The organism is Marinobacter bohaiensis, from assembly GCF_003258515.1.
In the GTDB taxonomy this organism is placed as follows: domain Bacteria; phylum Pseudomonadota; class Gammaproteobacteria; order Pseudomonadales; family Oleiphilaceae; genus Marinobacter_A; species Marinobacter_A bohaiensis.
Map to the genome: position 1 here is coordinate 2,557,510 of NZ_QGEH01000001.1, position 16,276 is coordinate 2,573,785.

At 62.4% G+C, this 16,276-nt stretch carries 16 protein-coding genes; 9 read left to right on the top strand and 7 right to left on the bottom strand.

All coding sequences use genetic code 11. From position 1 onward, the window contains the following. Nucleotides 1–49: 49 nt before the first annotated feature. The 3 genes from purB to DKK67_RS11520 are packed head-to-tail and all read left to right on the top strand — an operon-like array spanning nt 50 to nt 3,527. Complete coding sequence (purB, locus tag DKK67_RS11510) at nt 50–1,417, top strand: adenylosuccinate lyase (RefSeq protein ID WP_111496473.1); 1,368 nt, start codon at nt 50–52, stop codon at nt 1,415–1,417. After that, the gene (locus DKK67_RS11515; RefSeq protein ID WP_111496474.1) at nt 1,417–2,568 is read left to right on the top strand and encodes a cupin domain-containing protein; all 1,152 of its coding nucleotides are present in this window, start codon (nt 1,417–1,419) and stop codon (nt 2,566–2,568) included. Before purB ends, DKK67_RS11515 begins: the two co-directional genes overlap by 1 nt. Then, nucleotides 2,565–3,527, top strand: a complete 963-nt coding sequence (locus DKK67_RS11520) for a GNAT family N-acetyltransferase (protein WP_111496475.1) — start codon at nt 2,565–2,567, stop codon at nt 3,525–3,527. Before DKK67_RS11515 ends, DKK67_RS11520 begins: the two co-directional genes overlap by 4 nt. Here DKK67_RS11520 and DKK67_RS11525 read toward each other — a convergent pair. Further along, nucleotides 3,516–4,526, bottom strand: a complete 1,011-nt coding sequence (locus DKK67_RS11525) for a LysR family transcriptional regulator (RefSeq protein ID WP_111496476.1) — start codon at nt 4,524–4,526, stop codon at nt 3,516–3,518. The two genes, DKK67_RS11520 and DKK67_RS11525, sit on opposite strands and share 12 nt — an antisense overlap. Nucleotides 4,527–4,824: 298 nt before the next feature. Between DKK67_RS11525 and DKK67_RS11530 the strand changes: the two genes are divergently transcribed. Then, nucleotides 4,825–5,601, top strand: coding sequence for a hypothetical protein (locus DKK67_RS11530; protein ID WP_111496477.1), 777 nt, complete (start codon nt 4,825–4,827; stop codon nt 5,599–5,601). A 91-nt stretch (nt 5,602–5,692) separates the two neighbouring features. Further along, nucleotides 5,693–8,011, top strand: coding sequence for a hybrid sensor histidine kinase/response regulator (locus DKK67_RS11535; RefSeq protein ID WP_111496478.1), 2,319 nt, complete (start codon nt 5,693–5,695; stop codon nt 8,009–8,011). Here DKK67_RS11535 and DKK67_RS11540 read toward each other — a convergent pair. The 3 genes from DKK67_RS11540 to DKK67_RS11550 form a co-directional block, all read right to left on the bottom strand. Then, nucleotides 7,999–8,454, bottom strand: a complete 456-nt coding sequence (locus DKK67_RS11540) for a MarR family winged helix-turn-helix transcriptional regulator (protein WP_111496874.1) — start codon at nt 8,452–8,454, stop codon at nt 7,999–8,001. The genes DKK67_RS11535 and DKK67_RS11540 overlap by 13 nt on opposite strands. A gap of 18 nt (nt 8,455–8,472) precedes the next feature. Continuing rightward, on the bottom strand, nt 8,473–8,961 hold the full coding sequence (locus DKK67_RS11545) for a glutathione peroxidase (RefSeq protein ID WP_111496479.1): 489 nt from the start codon (nt 8,959–8,961) through the stop codon (nt 8,473–8,475). Nucleotides 8,962–9,095: 134 nt separating this feature from the next. Then, the gene (locus DKK67_RS11550) at nt 9,096–9,764 is read right to left on the bottom strand and encodes a DNA-3-methyladenine glycosylase I (protein ID WP_111496480.1); all 669 of its coding nucleotides are present in this window, start codon (nt 9,762–9,764) and stop codon (nt 9,096–9,098) included. A 228-nt stretch (nt 9,765–9,992) separates the two neighbouring features. Between DKK67_RS11550 and DKK67_RS11555 the strand changes: the two genes are divergently transcribed. The 4 genes from DKK67_RS11555 to DKK67_RS21610 all read left to right on the top strand — a co-directional run bounded on the left by DKK67_RS11555 (nt 9,993) and on the right by DKK67_RS21610 (nt 13,068). Beyond that, nucleotides 9,993–11,207, top strand: a complete 1,215-nt coding sequence (locus DKK67_RS11555; RefSeq protein WP_111496481.1) for a pyridoxal phosphate-dependent aminotransferase — start codon at nt 9,993–9,995, stop codon at nt 11,205–11,207. A gap of 29 nt (nt 11,208–11,236) precedes the next feature. After that, nucleotides 11,237–11,701: a hypothetical protein gene (locus DKK67_RS11560; RefSeq protein WP_111496482.1), complete on the top strand. Its 465-nt coding sequence runs from the start codon at nt 11,237–11,239 to the stop codon at nt 11,699–11,701. A 109-nt stretch (nt 11,702–11,810) separates the two neighbouring features. Beyond that, nucleotides 11,811–12,695 (top strand): protease HtpX, encoded by an 885-nt coding sequence (htpX, locus tag DKK67_RS11565; RefSeq protein ID WP_204355821.1) that lies wholly within the window; start codon nt 11,811–11,813, stop codon nt 12,693–12,695. Nucleotides 12,696–12,903: 208 nt separating this feature from the next. Further along, nucleotides 12,904–13,068 carry a PA1571 family protein gene (locus tag DKK67_RS21610; RefSeq protein WP_162628822.1) on the top strand — a complete coding sequence of 55 codons (165 nt, stop codon included), beginning with the start codon at nt 12,904–12,906 and terminating at the stop codon, nt 13,066–13,068. A gap of 93 nt (nt 13,069–13,161) precedes the next feature. Here DKK67_RS21610 and pdxB read toward each other — a convergent pair whose 3' ends face one another. From pdxB to DKK67_RS11580, 3 genes are all read right to left on the bottom strand, one after another. Further along, nucleotides 13,162–14,310 carry a 4-phosphoerythronate dehydrogenase PdxB gene (pdxB, locus tag DKK67_RS11570; protein WP_111496484.1) on the bottom strand — a complete coding sequence of 383 codons (1,149 nt, stop codon included), beginning with the start codon at nt 14,308–14,310 and terminating at the stop codon, nt 13,162–13,164. A gap of 11 nt (nt 14,311–14,321) precedes the next feature. Next, entirely contained in the window at nt 14,322–15,602 is a 1,281-nt protein-coding gene (locus DKK67_RS11575; RefSeq protein ID WP_111496485.1) for a DEAD/DEAH box helicase, read from the bottom strand. Between the two features lie 135 nt (nt 15,603–15,737). Then, nucleotides 15,738–16,268: an elongation factor P hydroxylase gene (locus DKK67_RS11580; RefSeq protein WP_111496486.1), complete on the bottom strand. Its 531-nt coding sequence runs from the start codon at nt 16,266–16,268 to the stop codon at nt 15,738–15,740. Nucleotides 16,269–16,276 lie beyond the last annotated feature (8 nt).

The window sequence follows — 16,276 nt, forward strand, 5'->3', positions numbered from 1 at the left end:
CCCGCATCGATGAACTGCAGTCCGCATACGATCTATTGAGAGGTTTCTGATGGAATTAACTGCCCTCACCGCCATCTCACCGGTTGACGGCCGGTACGGCGAAAAAGTCCGCGTGTTTCGCGAAATTTTCAGCGAGTATGGCCTGATCAGAAACCGTGTCACGGTGGAAATCCGCTGGCTGCAGCAACTGGCCGCACACCCCGGTATTACCGAAGTGCCGGCCCTGTCCGCTGATGCAGATGCCCAACTGAACCGACTCGTCTCCGAATTCAGCCTGGAAGACGCCGAGCGCATCAAGTCCATCGAGCGCACCACCAACCACGACGTCAAGGCGGTGGAATACTTCATCAAGGAAAAAATCGCGGACAACGCGGAACTGCAGGCCATCACCGAGTTCGTGCACTTCGCCTGCACCTCGGAGGACATCAACAACCTGTCCCACGGCCTGATGCTGCGCGAAGGCCTGGACCACGGCCTGCTGCCGGCCATGGATCGCGTGGTGGAGCGCCTGACCGAGCTGGCCGACGAGCACGCCGAACAGCCGATGCTGTCGCGCACCCACGGCCAGACCGCCTCCCCGTCCACCGTAGGCAAGGAACTGGCCAACGTGGTCTACCGTCTGCGCCGCCAGCTCAAGCAGATCCGTGCCGTCGAGATCCTGGGCAAGATCAACGGCGCCGTGGGCAACTACAACGCGCACCTGTCCGCTTACCCGAGCGTCGACTGGGCGGCCAATGCTGAAGCCTTCGTGACGTCCCTGGGGCTGTCCTGGAACCCTTACACCACCCAGATCGAGCCGCACGACTACATCGCCGAGCTGTACGATGCGGTGGCCCGCTTCAACACCATCCTGATCGATCTCGACCGGGACATCTGGGGCTACATCTCCCTGGGCTACTTCAAGCAGAAGACCGTGGCCGGCGAGGTGGGCTCTTCCACCATGCCGCACAAGGTCAACCCGATCGACTTCGAGAACTCCGAGGGCAACCTGGGCATCGCCAACGCGCTGTTCGGCCACCTGTCCGCCAAGCTGCCGATTTCCCGCTGGCAGCGTGACCTGACCGACTCCACCGTGCTGCGCAACCTGGGCGTCGGTTTCGCCCACAGCCTGATCGCCTATGAGGCGACCCTGAAAGGCCTGGGCAAACTGGAAGTCAACCCGGCACGCCTGGACGCGGACCTGGACCACGCCTGGGAAGTGCTGGCCGAGCCGATCCAGACGGTCATGCGCCGCTACAACATCGAGAAGCCTTACGAGAAGCTCAAGGAACTGACCCGCGGCAAGGCGATGACGCCGGAGCTGATCCAGGACTTCGTGCGCAATCTGGATATCCCCGAGACCGCCAAGGAAGAGCTGCTGGCCCTGACACCGGCGACTTACGTCGGCAACGCGGTCGACCAGACCAGGGCGCTCTGATGCAGCTTCCCGGTGGCCTCGACGTCGATGTCTTCCTGCGCGATTACTGGCAGAAGAAGCCGCTCGTTATCCGTCAGGCCTTTCCCGGCCTGACCTGCCCGGTGACACCGGACGAACTGGCCGGCCTGGCCTGCGAGGAGGCGGTGGAGTCCCGCATCGTCGTCGAGAACGATGGCGGACGCCCCTGGCAGCTGGAGAACGGCCCGTTCCAGCCGGAGCGGTTCGAGCAGTTGCCGGCGACCCACTGGACCCTGCTGGTGCAGGGTCTGGACCACTGGGTGCCGGAGCTGGCCCCGTTACTGGACCGCTTCCGCTTCATCCCCAACTGGCGTCTCGACGACATCATGGCCAGCTACGCGCCGCAAGGCGGCAACGTCGGTCCCCACTACGACCAGTACGACGTGTTCCTGCTGCAGGCGGAAGGCCATCGGGAATGGCAGTTCGGCGGCCAGTGCGATGAAACCTCGCCCCGCGTGGACGGCACGCCGCTGCGCATCCTCAAGGATTGGCAACCGGAAGAAACCGTGGTGCTGGCGCCGGGGGACATGCTCTATATCCCGCCCGGCGTGGGCCATCACGGCATCGCCCAGGACGATTGCATCACCCTGTCCATCGGCTTCCGCGCGCCCAGCCACGACGACATTCTCACCGGCTTCAGCGACTTCCTGTGCAACCAGCCCGGCGCCGAGCAGCTGCTGCGCGACCCGGACCTGGCACCCCAGGACAATCCCGGCCTGGTCAGCGATGCCGCCGTTGATGGCGTCAAGGCGATTGTCGAGAATGCACTGCGCCGGGAAGACCTGCTGGCCCTGTGGCTGGGCCAGTACAGCACCGCGCCCAAGAGCGCCCAGATCGTGCAGCCTCCAGAAGAAGCGCTGGACGCCGAGCAGCTTGGCGCGGCCCTCGAAGACGGTTTTACGCTGCGCTGGAATGAAGGATCGCGCTTCGCCTACCGCCCCATGGACGACCGGATTGCCCTGTTCGTGGACGGTGAACGCTACCTGCTGAACGGCGACGCTCGCTGGATCGCCCCCCTGCTCTGCGCCCGTCACCAGCCGGACCCGGCACGGATGCGTGAAGCCGCCGCGGACCCGGCCCTCGCTGGCCTGCTCGTCACACTGATCAACCAAGGCAGCCTGTACCTGGAATGACACTGAAGATTCGCAAATACAGCTGGCAGCTGGCGCCGGCCTCGATCAAGGCCATTCGTCAGCAGGTGTTCATCGACGAACAGGGTGTCCCGCCCGAGCTGGAGTGGGACGATACGGACGAGGTGTCCGATCATTTCGTCGCGGTCCTGCCGGACAACACGCCGGTGGCGGTCGCCCGCCTGGTGCCGTCGATCACCGACATCGGCCGCATCGGACGCATGGCGGTCGTCAAGGAGCACCGGGGTAAGGGCTACGGCGAGCAGCTGTTGCGCCACCTGATGGCAGAAGGCGCCGAACAGTTCAGCGAACTCTGGCTCAGCGCCCAGCAATACGCGGTGCCCTTCTACGAGAAGCTGGGCTTCCATGTATGCTCCACGCCTTACGACGACGCCGGCATACCGCATCTGGACATGCGCTGTCTGGCCGCGACCCAGATTATCGAGTCCGGCCGGGAACAGGCTCCAACCATCGCTGGGCGCGATGACGCCACCTGGCATTTTGCCCAGGAGAATGATTTTACCGATTTGCTGGACACGATCGCCGGTCAGGCCAACCAGCGCCTCTGGCTCTACGACCGCCTGCTGGATCACGACCTCTACGACCGCGAGCGTCTGCGGGACATTTTCTCCGCCATGGCGCGGCGTCACCGGGTCTGCGAGATCCGCCTGCTGGTCCACGACGACAAGCCGCTGGTCCAGCGCCGCCACCAGATTGTGCAGCTGATGCGCCGACTGCCCAGCAAGATCGAGTTGCGCCTGGTCAATGACGACTACCCGGCCGAAGACGCGCCTTTCCTGATTGGCGATCGCGAGACCATCGCCTGGCGCCACGGTTTCGACACCCTGGAAGGCTGGGCCCGGTTCAGCGACTCCGGGCGGGTCAAACTCCAGGCGGAGGCCTTCCAGCGTATGTGGGATACGGCCCGCCCGTCCCTGGAGCTGCGCGAACTACCGCTCTGACTGCAGACTCGGCTGCGGCCCCTGGTTTTCGAAGGGCCGGCCGAAGTCGGCAAATTCCTCATCCACCTCGGCCGCCACATCCACAATCAGGCGGCGCAGCCACTGGTGATCCGGGTTGTGCTGGAGCAGCGGGCTCCAGGCCATTTTCAGTTCGAACGGGGGGATCCGGAATGGCGGCACTTTCACCACCAGGTTGGCGTTGTGCTGCTGAAGCCAGGCGGCCCGGCTGGGTAGCGTGGCGATCAGGTCGTGTTGCTCGGCCAGCAACATCGCCACCTGATAATGACGGGTAAATACCGAAATCCGCCGCTTGCGCCCCATCAGACCCAGCGCTTCGTCCACCCAACCCAGCCGCTGCACGTCCTGCGGGTTGACCCCGACGCCCACCCCAAACCCGGTCTTGCTGACCCAGATGTGACTGGCGTCAAGGTAGGTGTCGAGGGTAAATGGCTCGCGCAGGATCGGGTTGTGCGCGCTCATCAGGCAGGCGAAATACTCGGTCCACAGGGTTTTCTGGTGGAACGACTGCGGCAGCTTGTCGAAACGGTTGATGGCCATGTCCAGCCGCCCCTGCTCCACATCGGGGAAGCTCACGTCACTGGGCGTCAGCACGTCCAGCGTCACATTTGGCGCTTCCTGGCGGATACGGCGAAGGACCCGGGGGATCAGGCAGGATTCGGCGTAATCACTGGCCATGATACGGAACACCCGGTTACTGTCCGCGGCGGAGAATTCGGACTTGGCCTGCACCGCCCGCTCTATGTCCGAGAGCACGCTACGCACCAGCGGTTTAAGCTCTAGCGCCCTTTCGGTGGCCGTCATCCCCTCACTGGTGCGCACCAGCAGAGGGTCTTCGAACAGATCGCGAAGGCGGCGCAGGCCGTTGCTCATGGCCGGCTGGGTAATACCCAGGTGATTGGCCGCCTTGGTGACGTTCTTTTCGCGCAACAACACGTCGAGATAGACCAGAAGATTCAGGTCGACGCGGGAAATATCCATCGGCAAGTTCCAGAGAGAATCAGGGGCTCAGCCTATCATTCATCAGATAAATACAAAACAAGAAGACCATCACCTTCCGGAATCAAACAGTCGCTCAAACCCAAGGGCCTTGAGTGCCATCCGGCGGACTCGTTGCATAGAACACACAACTTAACCCTTTGAACACGCTTAATACGCTATACTCGAAGCCGGTATTACGGATACGGTATCGACAGATTTTCCGATAGGGATAATCAGGCGGATCCAGGTGATGCGCCGCCATAATAAACATCAACGATAGAGAGACGGCTGCCCGGGCATGGATACAACGCTCATTGTCATTTTCTTCGCGGTTATCGTACTGGTGTCCATCGCCGTTATCGTGCTTGTCCAGGCTCGCGAAAAAGCCCGGATCGAACGGGCCCGCAAGGCCAAATCCAGCGAAGACGGTTTTCGCCTCTGCCTGAGACTGCTGGATGAACTGCCTCCGCAGTACCTCACCCGGGACATCAAGTCGATCCTGCTGATGCGGGCCGAAGACGCTTGCCGCGAGCTGAAGGGGCTCAAGGGGGCTCAGCCCGTCGACGACTGGGAAAAAGATCTCGTCACACGGCGGGAACGGATGCAAGACGGTGCCGACGAACGCTCTCCCGTGCGCATCGACAGTCCGGCCCGGGCCGGCGAAGTCCGCTCCATGTTGCAGTCCCTGTACCGGATCATCGAGGCCATGCAGAAGCGGGGCCGTCTCGACACCAAGCTGGCGCGCAAGAACCTCAAGCTGACGGTTTTCCTGGTGCACAAGACCACCGCCGACTTTCATGTCGCCCAGGCCCGCGACATGATCCGCCAGAAGCAGCTGCGCAAGGCAATCCACGCCTATCACCTGGCATCGACGGAGATGGGCAAGACCAAGGATCACCCACTGGCGGTCAAGTCCATCAAGAGTTACCGGACCCGCATCAAGGAGCTGGAGGACATGGTGACGACCGAAGGGGCCAAAAGCCAGGAAGAGGAAAAGCACCGTCTCGACAAGGAATGGGACACCTTCCTGCACGAAGAGGAAGAGTGGAAGAAAAAAGCGGACTATGACGACTAGTGTTAGTGGCCGATGACCCGGGCAACGCAGTGCACTGCATGGACAGCCTGTTCGGCCGCCTTGTCCGAACAGGGACTGTAAACCGGTGAGTATGACATTCACAAAGCGCCTGTCGTTCAGGCTGACCCGCAACACAGTGCTCCTGGCCATGGCCCTGGGCGTCCTGCTCAATATGGTCCAGGTCACGCTGGACTATTTCACCGCCCGCAAGAGCATGGACGAGGAAATCCGGGCACTGATGGACATCAGTTTCAGCCCTGCCTCCCAGATCGCCTACAACATCGACACCCGCCTGGCCAAGGAACTGCTCGATGGCCTGCTGCGCCACCCGGCAATCATCGACGCCCGCATCGTCGACCCGGACGGCCGGGTGCTGGCCGCCTCTTCACGGCGCTCCACCGAGTCCACCTACCGGGTTCTGAGCGACTTCCTGTTCGGATCTTCCCGCGAATACAGTGAAAACCTGCGCGTGCCCCAGCTGGAGGAAATCCCCCTCGGCCAACTGGAAGTGCGCATCGACACCTATCACTACGGCACGGCCTTTCTGAGCCGCGCCGGGTATACCCTGTTCAGCGGCTTCATCAAGAGCCTGATCCTGAGCATCATCCTGCTGTTCGTGTTCTATTTCATCCTCACCAAACCGCTGATGCGAGTCATCCAGGCCCTGCGCGAGGTGGAACCGCAGGCGCCGGAAAAAGTGCGTCTGCCGATCCCGGGCAATCACCAGAACGACGAGATCGGTCAGATGGTCGGCATCATCAACGAGCACCTGGATACCATCGACAGCAGCCTGGACCAGGTGCGCCTGGCCGAAAGCAAGATGAAGCACTATTCGTCCAAGCTGGAACGGGAGGTCGAAGACCGCACCCGGGAGATCTCCGAGAAGAACGAAGCCCTGCAACGCGGCAACCGGGCCCTGATCCGGGCCAAGGAAGACGCCGTACACCGGGCCCGCAGCCGCGCTAACTTCCTGGCCAGCATGAGTCACGAAATCCGCACCCCACTCAACGGCGTGCTGGGTATGCTGGAGCTGGCCCTGGACGGCGAGATGTCGCCAAGTCAGCGCAACCGGCTGGAGATCGCCCGCAACGCCGGCCAAAGCCTCCTGGGACTGCTCAACGACATTCTGGACATTTCCAAGGTGGAAGCCGGCAAACTGAGCCTGGAAGCGATCGAGTTCAGCCTGCGCGATGTCATTGAGGAATGCGCCACCCTGCTCAACCAGCAGGCCCGAGGCCGCGACGTGCAACTGGTGATCGACATCGACCCGGCCCTGCCGGAAACCTTCCAGGGCGACCCGACCCGGGTACGCCAGATCATCAACAACCTGCTGGGCAACGGCATCAAGTTCACCGAGGCCGGTGAAGTCCGCATCCGCGCTCTGTGCCAGGATGGCGAGACCCGGATTGACGTGATCGATACCGGCATCGGCATGACCGACGAGACCCTGCGCCGCATCTTTTCGCCGTTTGCCCAGGGTAAAGCCGACACCACCCGACGCTTCGGCGGCACCGGGCTCGGGCTGACCCTGTGCCGGCAATTGGTGGAACGCATGCATGGACAGATTACCGTGGAGTCCCGCGAAAACCGCGGCACCCATTTCACAGTCATCCTGCCCCTGCCCGTCCGCAGCCCGTCCCTGGTCACCCAGATGGACCAGTCCCCGTTGCGGGACCAGGGCGTCATCCTCGACATCCCGCTGGACAATCCGCATCGCCTGCCACTGGAACGTCAGCTCCAGGCCTGGCAGATTCCCGTGCTGGAAACCGATGCCGAGCAGGCCGGCGCCTACCTGTGCGACACGGATCTCTGGACCCGGGGGGCGCTGGTGGATCAGTCCCCCGTTGCCCCCCTGATCCTGTTCGGTGAACCGGAGCAGTCGATCACCAACCTGGCCGGGGAAACACCTCGGGTAGTGGCCCTGCCCCTACGCCGCGACCAGCTGCAGGACGTTCTGCAGTGGGCTTCAGGGGAACGGGCAGCGGATGAGATCGCCGCGCCCTCGCCGCCCCGGGAAGCGAGCCCGGACCTGAACATCCTTCTGGTGGAGGACAACCGGGTCAACCAGATCGTGGCCAGCAGCATGCTGCGCAAGCTGGGGTATCGGGTGGATCTGGCGGAGAACGGTGAGCGGGCCCTGGCCGCCCTGCGCCAGCAGGATTACGACATCGTGCTGATGGACTGTCAGATGCCGGTGATGGACGGCTACGCCGCCACTGGCCACATTCGCAAACACCCGCAATGGAAACATCTGCCGGTGATCGCCGTAACGGCCAACGTCATGCAGGGGGACAAGGAAGACTGCCTGGCAGCGGGCATGAACGACTACGTCACCAAGCCCTACAACAAGGACGAGCTACGCGCGGTGATCGAACGCTGGGCCGGCCATACCGTCGCTCAGGGTAAATGATCCAGCAACGCCTGCAGTGACGATCGCAACTGCCGGGCCTGCTCCGTATCCAGGCCGCTGCGGCACATCAGTTCGCCGGGCACGGATTCGGCACGTTGGCGCAGGGAGCGGCCGGTCTCGGTCAGGGATACCACAACCACCCGCTCGTCCTCCGGGTGACGCTGACGCCGCAGCAGACCGCGGGATTCGAGGCGCTTCAATAGCGGCGTCAGGGTCCCGGAATCGAGCCGCAGCCGCTGCCCCAGGAAAGAGACGCTGATCACTTCGGTGGCCTCGGCAACCTGCTCCGCCTCCCACAACACCAACATCACCAGGTATTGCGGATAGGTCAGCCCGAGCTCTTCCAGCAGCGGGCGATAAAGGCCGGTGATCGCGCGATTGGCCGCGTACAGCGCGAAACAGACCTGGTTGTCCAGCGCCAGCGGATCCTTGTTCTCACTCATTGCGGTCGTGGTACCCATTCATGACAGAAGCTTTTCGATATCCTCCCGGATGTCTTCCGGGCGGGTTGTCGGCGGGTAGCGCTTGACCACCTCACCCTCGCGGTTGACGAGAAACTTGGTGAAGTTCCATTTGATCTTCTCCGACCCCATCACGCCGCGCGCCTCACGCTTGAGAAACTGGTAGAGGGGATGCGTTCCGTCGCCATTGACCTCGATCTTGGCGAACATCGGGAAGTCAACGCCATAGTTCAGGCTACAGAACTGGCTGATCTCGTCGTTGTCACCGGGATCCTGGCTCATGAACTGGTTACACGGAAAACCCAGCACGCTGAGCCCGCGATCCGACAGCTCACGGTGAAGCGCCTGCAACCCTTCGAACTGCGGGGTGAAGCCGCACTTGCTGGCCGTGTTCACAATCAGCATCACATGGCCCTTGTACTCGGCCAGGGACCGGTCCCTGCCCTGGATATCCTGCACGTTGAAGCTGTAGATGTCTTCCGTTGCCATAGTCACTCCCCGATTAGCGGTGTCTTTCGGAATCCGGTCGCCAGCCTGACGGGCACCGGGCTTATTATTTTTCACCATTTAATTTTGCACAACAGAGTGCGTCTGGCAACGACGTAACACCGCCGATCAGGCCATCAATCGACGGTCATCGACAGGATCCGGCTGATGTGTGCCATGGGCAGGCCGGACTGTTCGCGCCAGGTGACGAAGGCGTCGTTCACGCGCTGCCTGTCCGCCTTACGAGTGGGTTTATCGTCTATCACATCGCTGGCCTGCAGGGCCGCCAGCACATCGTCGGTCAACAGAAAGGTGTCGCGACCGACCAGACGCAGGAAGCGAGCGCCGGAATGACCGCCCATGCGCTGGAAACGCTTGCCGAGCCAGCGCCACAACCCGAACAGGTCGTCGTCCGGCCACTGCGCCAGAAACTGGCCGAAACCGCCCTCCGCCTGACTGACGCGATGCAGTTCGCCGGCATTGACCGGGATCGTGCGCAGCTTGCCCCAATGACGAATCAGCTTCGGGTTCTGCATGGCGGATTCCAGCTGCTCTTCGGAGAGCAGCATCAGTTTCTCCGGCTCAAAGGCCCAGAACCATTCCTCGAACACCGGCCAGCGCTCGTTGATCAGGCTGTGCTTCATGCCGGCCTGAAAGATCCGTCGGGTCATGGCGGACAGGTAGAATCGATCGGGCAAACCGGCCAGCTCCTGAGCGCTGCGCACCGGCGGCATCCGCGCCGCCAACGCCGAAGGACCGCCCGCGCGGGCAGCGGCACGATCGTGGATGACGTCAAAAGCCAGCATGTCTGTCTCCCTGTACACTGAATACCGATACAGCAAGTCATCAGCCGCCAACTGTACCGGTCGCCGGGCCAGAGACTGTGACTCTCAAATTCCGGGCCATTGTGCCACTATTCATCACAATTCAGGAGCCTTTCGCCCTTTCTACCCAACTGGCGCTTTGGCTAGAATAGAACGCTTCCGGGATAACCGGGCAATCGATACACCCCATCTTTCAGGAATTGAACGCTCATGCAGAATTTCAAGAAGTCCGCCAAGCTGGATAACGTGTGCTATGAAATCCGCGGTCCGGTTCTGCGTGAAGCGCGTCGCCTGGAAGAGGAAGGCCATCGGGTACTGAAGCTCAACATCGGCAACCCGGCCGCCTTCGAGATGGACGTTCCCGAAGAGATCCAGCAGGACGTCATCTATAACATGCACTCAGCCCAGGGCTACGTGGAATCCAAGGGCCTGTTTTCCGCCCGCAAGGCGGTCATGCATTACTGCCAGCAGCGCGGCATCGAAAAAGTCGACATCGACGACGTCTACCTGGGCAACGGCGTCAGCGAGCTGATCGTCATGTCCATGCAGGCCCTGTTGAACACCGGTGACGAGGTGCTCGTTCCAGCCCCGGACTATCCGCTCTGGACCGCCGCCGTCACCCTGTCCAGCGGCAAGCCGGTGCACTACCACTGCGACGAATCCCAGGACTGGTTCCCGGACATCGACGACATTCGCAGCAAGATCACATCGCGCAGCCGCGCCATTGTGCTGATCAACCCGAACAACCCGACCGGTGCCGTGTATCCGCCGGAACTGCTGGAACAGGTCATCGAACTGGCACGCCAGCACAACCTGATCGTGCTGTCCGACGAAATCTACGACAAGATCCTCTACGACGGCGCCAGGCACGTATCCACCGCCTCCCTGGCGGACGACGTGCTGTTCTTCACCTACAACGGCCTGTCCAAGAACTACCGGGCGGCGGGTTACCGCTCCGGCTGGATGATCATCAGCGGCGCCAAGCACAAGGCCCGTGATCTGATCGAGGGCATCGAGATGCTGGCCTCCATGCGCCTGTGCTCCAATGTGCCGGCGCAACTGGCGATCCAGACGGCCCTGGGTGGCTACCAGTCGATCAACGATCTGGTGGCGCCGGGCGGGCGGCTCTACGAACAGCGCGAAACCGCCTGGTCCCTGCTCAATGACATCCCCGGTGTCAGCTGCGTGAAGCCCGCCGGCGCGCTGTACATGTTCCCCAAGCTGGATCCCAAACGCTTTCCGATCTTCGACGATGAGAAGCTGGTCCTGGATCTGCTGATGCAGGAGCGTATCCTGCTGGTGCAGGGCTCGGCCTTCAATATCGAGGACCGGCAACACCTCCGGGTGGTGTTCCTGCCGCGGGTCGACACCCTGGAAGACGCCGTCAAGCGCCTGGCGCACTTCCTGTCGACCTACCAGCAGTAAATCATCGGCAAGCGGGACGTATCAGCACCATGGCAGACATCCACATCGAGGAGTTCTTCCGGGACACCGCCATCATCCTCGTACAGCTCTACAACGCCTTTCCGCGCAAGGTAAGCCTGTACGTGGAAGACATCGCCGGCCCGGACACCCCCGACGAGTTCGGCCTGCACAGCCGCCGTCACCGCGCCTGTTTCTCCACCATGCTGTGGCTCGCCGAAGAGGGGCACATCCGCTACCAGGATACGATCCACCAGGACGCCGTCGACCAGGTGGTGCTGACGCAACCCACCTTCACCCGGCTCAACGCCGCGGTGCGCACCGATGCCCTGCCCGCTTCCCTGGCCGGTACTTACCCGGAAGACACCGAAGGCCTGCCGCCCGCGGTTCAGGCCGACCTGGCCACCAATATCCACCTGGTGCGCGTTGCCCTGAAGCACGGCAACTCATCGCTGCTGGCCGATACGGTCCATACCATCCTCTTCGTCGGCAACTGATCCGCGACCGAAAAAGCCCGCAGCCCTCCAGGTTAATTCCCTGTAATCCCATTGAACGGGAATTCTGCCGCCCCGATATTGTCTGTCGTATTCAACTGGAGGTTGGAACCTGATGAGAATTCTGCTCTTCCTCGCCACAAACCTGGCGGTGATTGTGGTAGCCAGCATCACGCTGAAACTGATTGGCGTGGACAGCTACCTGGCACAGAACGGCATTGCCTACGGCAACCTGCTGATTTTTGCCGCTGTCTTCGGCTTCGCGGGATCAATTATCTCGCTACTGATTTCCAAGAAGATGGCGCTCTGGAGCACCCGCGCCCAGATCATCGAACAACCACGCACGCCGGCCGAACGCTGGCTGGTGGAAACCGTGGCCGACCTGGCCCAGCAGGCCGGCATAAAGATGCCGGATGTGGCCATCTTCCCGGCTAGCCAGTCCAACGCGTTTGCCACGGGCTGGAACAAGAACGATGCGCTGGTGGCCGTCAGCCAGGGCTTGCTGGAACGCTTCAACAAGAACGAAATCCGTGCGGTGCTGGGTCATGAGATCGGTCACGTGGCCAACGGCGATATGGTGACGCTGGCGCTGATCCAGGGCGTGGTCAACACCTTCGTGATCTTCGCCGCCCGGGTGATCGGCTCCGTGGTGGACCGGGTCATCCTCAAGAACGAAAACGGCCACGGCATCGGCTTTTTCGTGGTCAGCATGATCGCCGAAGTGGTCCTGGGCATCCTCGCCAGCACCATCGTGTTCTGGTTCTCACGCCGGCGGGAATTCCGCGCCGACATTGCCGGCGCCCAGCTGGCCGGCACCGGCGCCATGATCAGCGCCCTGGAACGACTGCGCCAGGAAAGCGGTGTGCCCGACCAGATGCCCGACTCCATGCAGGCGTTCGGTATCAACCGTGGCGCCCGCGGTGGCCTGAGCGCCCTGTTCATGACGCACCCACCGCTGGAAGAGCGCATTGCCGCCCTGCAGGGCCGGGGCAACTGAGTTTGATGGCGGGGCCCTTCGCCCCGCCTTATCTCTGCACTTTCCCCGGCTTGGGCCCCACCTTCGTACAATAGCTTCCCTCTCCGCCGACTGACAGACTGTTGCAAAGGTCAGGCAACAGCAGGCATCGTACCGATGTCATCAATCGGACACATAGCTGCTTTAGCCTGCCAGCAGGATGAAACGACAACCGAGAGAGGCCGGATTCATGACGCAACAGCAACCGCAAACGGAAAGCTGGATGAACGGCGCCGCCATCGTCCTGTCCGATGGCCGTGAAGTACCGATTACCGATGCGATGGTTCGCTCATCGCTGGCACAGCTGGCTGACGCGGATGACACCCGCGAGGAGCCGCTGCGCAAAGTAGGCTAACAGGCGCGATCCCGGATCGGGCCGCCGACAGACACAGCGGATAAGTGTTGAAATGGCCGGCCAGCGGACGCTTGCCGGCGGATCGACGAAGCGTCAGGTTTTCAGCTTGAAGGCCAGCGCCTTGAACACCTGTTGCAGGTCCTTGGCACCGCCCTTGAGCTGCACCTTGGTGCTGGAGAACTCCCGACGCACGGGATAATCGCGGCGCATGGCGTCAAACGCTGCTGCCCGCTCGCTCTCCGGCAGATCGAGCACCCGCCGGTAGCGGGCGTCGTCGCGACGCACGTCGTAGCAGGCGCGAATCGCCAGGTGAGCGGCTTCCTGAGCAGTCGCCGACGCCGTAAACGAAAGCTTGCTCAAGGCCGGATCGGCCATAAACTGACCACTCTTCTTGCGAGCCGGCAAACCCAGGAAACGACACAGCGCCTGGTAGATCCGCTCCGTTCCCCCGACCTTGCCTTCCAGGCTGTAGCCGGCAATATGCGGCGTGATCAACCACAGCATCCGGACCAGCTCCGGGTCCACAGCCGGCTCCCCTTCCCAGACATCGAGCACCGCCCAGGGCGGTTCCGGCTGCGCCAGTCGCCCTTTCAGGGCCTGACAATCCACCACGCCGCCGCGACCGCTGTTGATCAGCAATTGGGAGGCATTCAGGGTCGCCAGGCGATCGGTATCGATCATGTGCCGCGTCGGGCAATCGCCGTCGTCGGTCAACGGCGTGTGCAGGGAAATCACGTCACAGGCCAGGACATCCTCGAGCGTGGCAAAGTCTTCGCCGGGCTCGGCCTGCTGCCGCGGCGGGTCGTAACGTCGAACCTCGAATCCCAGGCGGCCCAGCGTATCGGCAAGGCGCTGCCCGACGTTACCCGCGCCGACGACGCCCACCGACAGGTCGGACCAGTCGTCATGGCCGCGCTGCTCGGCATAAATCGACAGGATACTGATCACGTATTCCACGACGCTGGAAGCGTTGCAGCCCGGGGCGCTGGCGAAAGCAATGCCCTGCCCGGCCAGCCACTCGGTGTCCACGTGATCCGTACCGATGGTGGCGGTGCCCACGAACTTGACGCGACTGCCTTCCAATAACTGCCGATCCACACGCGTGACCGACCGCACCAACAGGATGTCGGCGTCCGCCACGTCGGCCGGCGTCAGATCCCGGCCGGACACCCGGCGAATCGTCCCCATGTCGTCGAAGAAGGCATCCAGTAAGGGAATGTTCTCGTCCGCAACGATCAGCATCTGTCTCTACCTTACGCCCGGCGCGGACGGCGCCCTGACGACGGCCGGCGGTTGCCACCGCCGCCACCACTACTCCGACGCCGGCGACGCGGTTCCTGGGGCTGGGCCAGCTCCGCCATCAGGCCTTCCTCGGGAATCGTGCAAGGCAGTTTCTGGCTGATGTAGGTTTCGATGGCCGGCAACGAGAAGGCATCGTCCTCGCTGGCAAAACTGACCGACACGCCGTGCTCACCGGCACGCCCGGTACGGCCAATGCGATGCACGTAGTCCTCGGCGTTTTCCGGCAGGTTGTAGTTGAACACATGGCTGACGCCGCTGACGTGAATGCCGCGACCGGCGACGTCGGTGGCCACCAGAGCCTTGATCGAGCCGTCCTTGAAGCGATCCAGGGTCTTCAGACGCTTGTTCTGGGCGATCTCGCCGGACAGCAGCGCGGTACTCACACCCTGGCGGCGCAGATCCTGTTCCAGATCGCGACACTGGTCGCGCCGGTTGGCGAAAATGATCGCCTTGGTGACCTCCGGGCGCTGGATGTAGTTGACCAGCACCTTCAGCTTGTCGTCCTCGCTGACCATATAAACGGTCTGCTCGACGCGCTCAGCGGTCTTCTGCTCCGGTTCGATCTCCACGAATTCAGCGGACCGGGTCCACATGGACGCCAGGTTGAGCACGTCCTGGTTGAAGGTGGCGCTGAACAGCAGGGTCTGGCGCTCTTCCTTGGGCGTGCACTTGCGGATGATGCGCTTGACGTCAGGGATAAAGCCCATGTCCAGCATACGATCCGCTTCGTCGATGATCAGGATATCGAGCTGATCGAGGAACACATCCTGGGAACCCAGGAAATCGATCAGGCGGCCGGGCGTGGCCACCAGCACGTCCACGACCTCATTGCGCAACTGGTCGCGCTGGCGATCGTAGTTCATGCCGCCCAGCACGGTCACCACGTTATGGCCGGTGTGGGCACACAGTTCCTCGGCGTCCTTGGCGATCTGCAGGGCCAGCTCGCGCGTCGGTGCCAGGGCCAGGATCCGCGGTTCGGAGGCGTAGCGCTCCTCCAACGGAATCGGGGACTTCAGCATGCGCTGGATCGCAGTGATCAGGAACGCGGCGGTCTTGCCGGTCCCGGTCTGGGCCTGACCGATCAGGTCGTGGCCGGCGAGGGTCAGCGGCAGCGTCTCCGCCTGGATCGGCGTGCAGTATTCGAAACCGATACCGCTGATCGCCTGTTGCAGCTTCGCGTCCAGATCGAACGAGGTGAACGGCGTCTGGCCGTCGTCTTGTGGCACTTCCATCGTATTCAAAGAAACCTCTCCACGGTCTTCGTCCCGCCCTTGTGATGGGTTCGGCGGGAGCAACATGTCATTGTACTCTCATCGAGCGTCTTACGTTCTCTATCCGCTATCCGCGTCCGCACCTCGTCGGCGTCTTCAGGCCTGGAACAGGTGCGCGCCGAAGCGGGAACGGCGGTCGTAGAAATCCAGCAGGGTATCCAGGAACATCCGGGCCCGCTCCGGCATCTTTTGCGCCAGGTAGGTTTGGGCCTGCAACGCCACGTTCCGCCGGAAGTGTTCCTCGTCGCAGGCACCATCGCCCGATAGATTGTCGACACTGATGTGAAAGCGGCGACCCGCAGCCTCGCTGAACAGCCACTCCAGGGCCTGGGGCTTGACTTCCACACTCTCGAAAGCCGCCTGCTGATCACCGGTGCGCCCGTCGGGACAGTACCAGTAGCCGTAATCGTAGAGCTGGCGCCGTTTTTCGCCGGCGATGCACCAGTGGCTGATTTCGTGCAGGGCGCTGGCAAAATAGCCGTGGGCAAAGACCACGCGGTGGTACGCCTCGCTGTCCGCGGCCGGAATGTATTCAGGCTCGTCCTCTCCACGCACCAGTTCTGTTCGCCATCGTGCGCGAAAAAGATCGTTAAAAAGCATTATCAGGTCGTCTGGATGGTGTTGCATGCGTGCGC

Coding starts and splice junctions, on each gene's coding strand:
- purB (WP_111496473.1), top strand. CDS start 50: ATGGAATTAACTGCCCTCACCGCCATCTCACCGGTTGACGGCCGGTAC.
- DKK67_RS11515 (WP_111496474.1), top strand. CDS start 1,417: ATGCAGCTTCCCGGTGGCCTCGACGTCGATGTCTTCCTGCGCGATTAC.
- DKK67_RS11520 (WP_111496475.1), top strand. CDS start 2,565: ATGACACTGAAGATTCGCAAATACAGCTGGCAGCTGGCGCCGGCCTCG.
- DKK67_RS11525 (WP_111496476.1), bottom strand. CDS start 4,526: ATGGATATTTCCCGCGTCGACCTGAATCTTCTGGTCTATCTCGACGTG.
- DKK67_RS11530 (WP_111496477.1), top strand. CDS start 4,825: ATGGATACAACGCTCATTGTCATTTTCTTCGCGGTTATCGTACTGGTG.
- DKK67_RS11535 (WP_111496478.1), top strand. CDS start 5,693: ATGACATTCACAAAGCGCCTGTCGTTCAGGCTGACCCGCAACACAGTG.
- DKK67_RS11540 (WP_111496874.1), bottom strand. CDS start 8,454: ATGAGTGAGAACAAGGATCCGCTGGCGCTGGACAACCAGGTCTGTTTC.
- DKK67_RS11545 (WP_111496479.1), bottom strand. CDS start 8,961: ATGGCAACGGAAGACATCTACAGCTTCAACGTGCAGGATATCCAGGGC.
- DKK67_RS11550 (WP_111496480.1), bottom strand. CDS start 9,764: ATGCTGGCTTTTGACGTCATCCACGATCGTGCCGCTGCCCGCGCGGGC.
- DKK67_RS11555 (WP_111496481.1), top strand. CDS start 9,993: ATGCAGAATTTCAAGAAGTCCGCCAAGCTGGATAACGTGTGCTATGAA.
- DKK67_RS11560 (WP_111496482.1), top strand. CDS start 11,237: ATGGCAGACATCCACATCGAGGAGTTCTTCCGGGACACCGCCATCATC.
- DKK67_RS21610 (WP_162628822.1), top strand. CDS start 12,904: ATGACGCAACAGCAACCGCAAACGGAAAGCTGGATGAACGGCGCCGCC.
- pdxB (WP_111496484.1), bottom strand. CDS start 14,310: ATGCTGATCGTTGCGGACGAGAACATTCCCTTACTGGATGCCTTCTTC.
- DKK67_RS11575 (WP_111496485.1), bottom strand. CDS start 15,602: ATGGAAGTGCCACAAGACGACGGCCAGACGCCGTTCACCTCGTTCGAT.
- DKK67_RS11580 (WP_111496486.1), bottom strand. CDS start 16,268: ATGCAACACCATCCAGACGACCTGATAATGCTTTTTAACGATCTTTTT.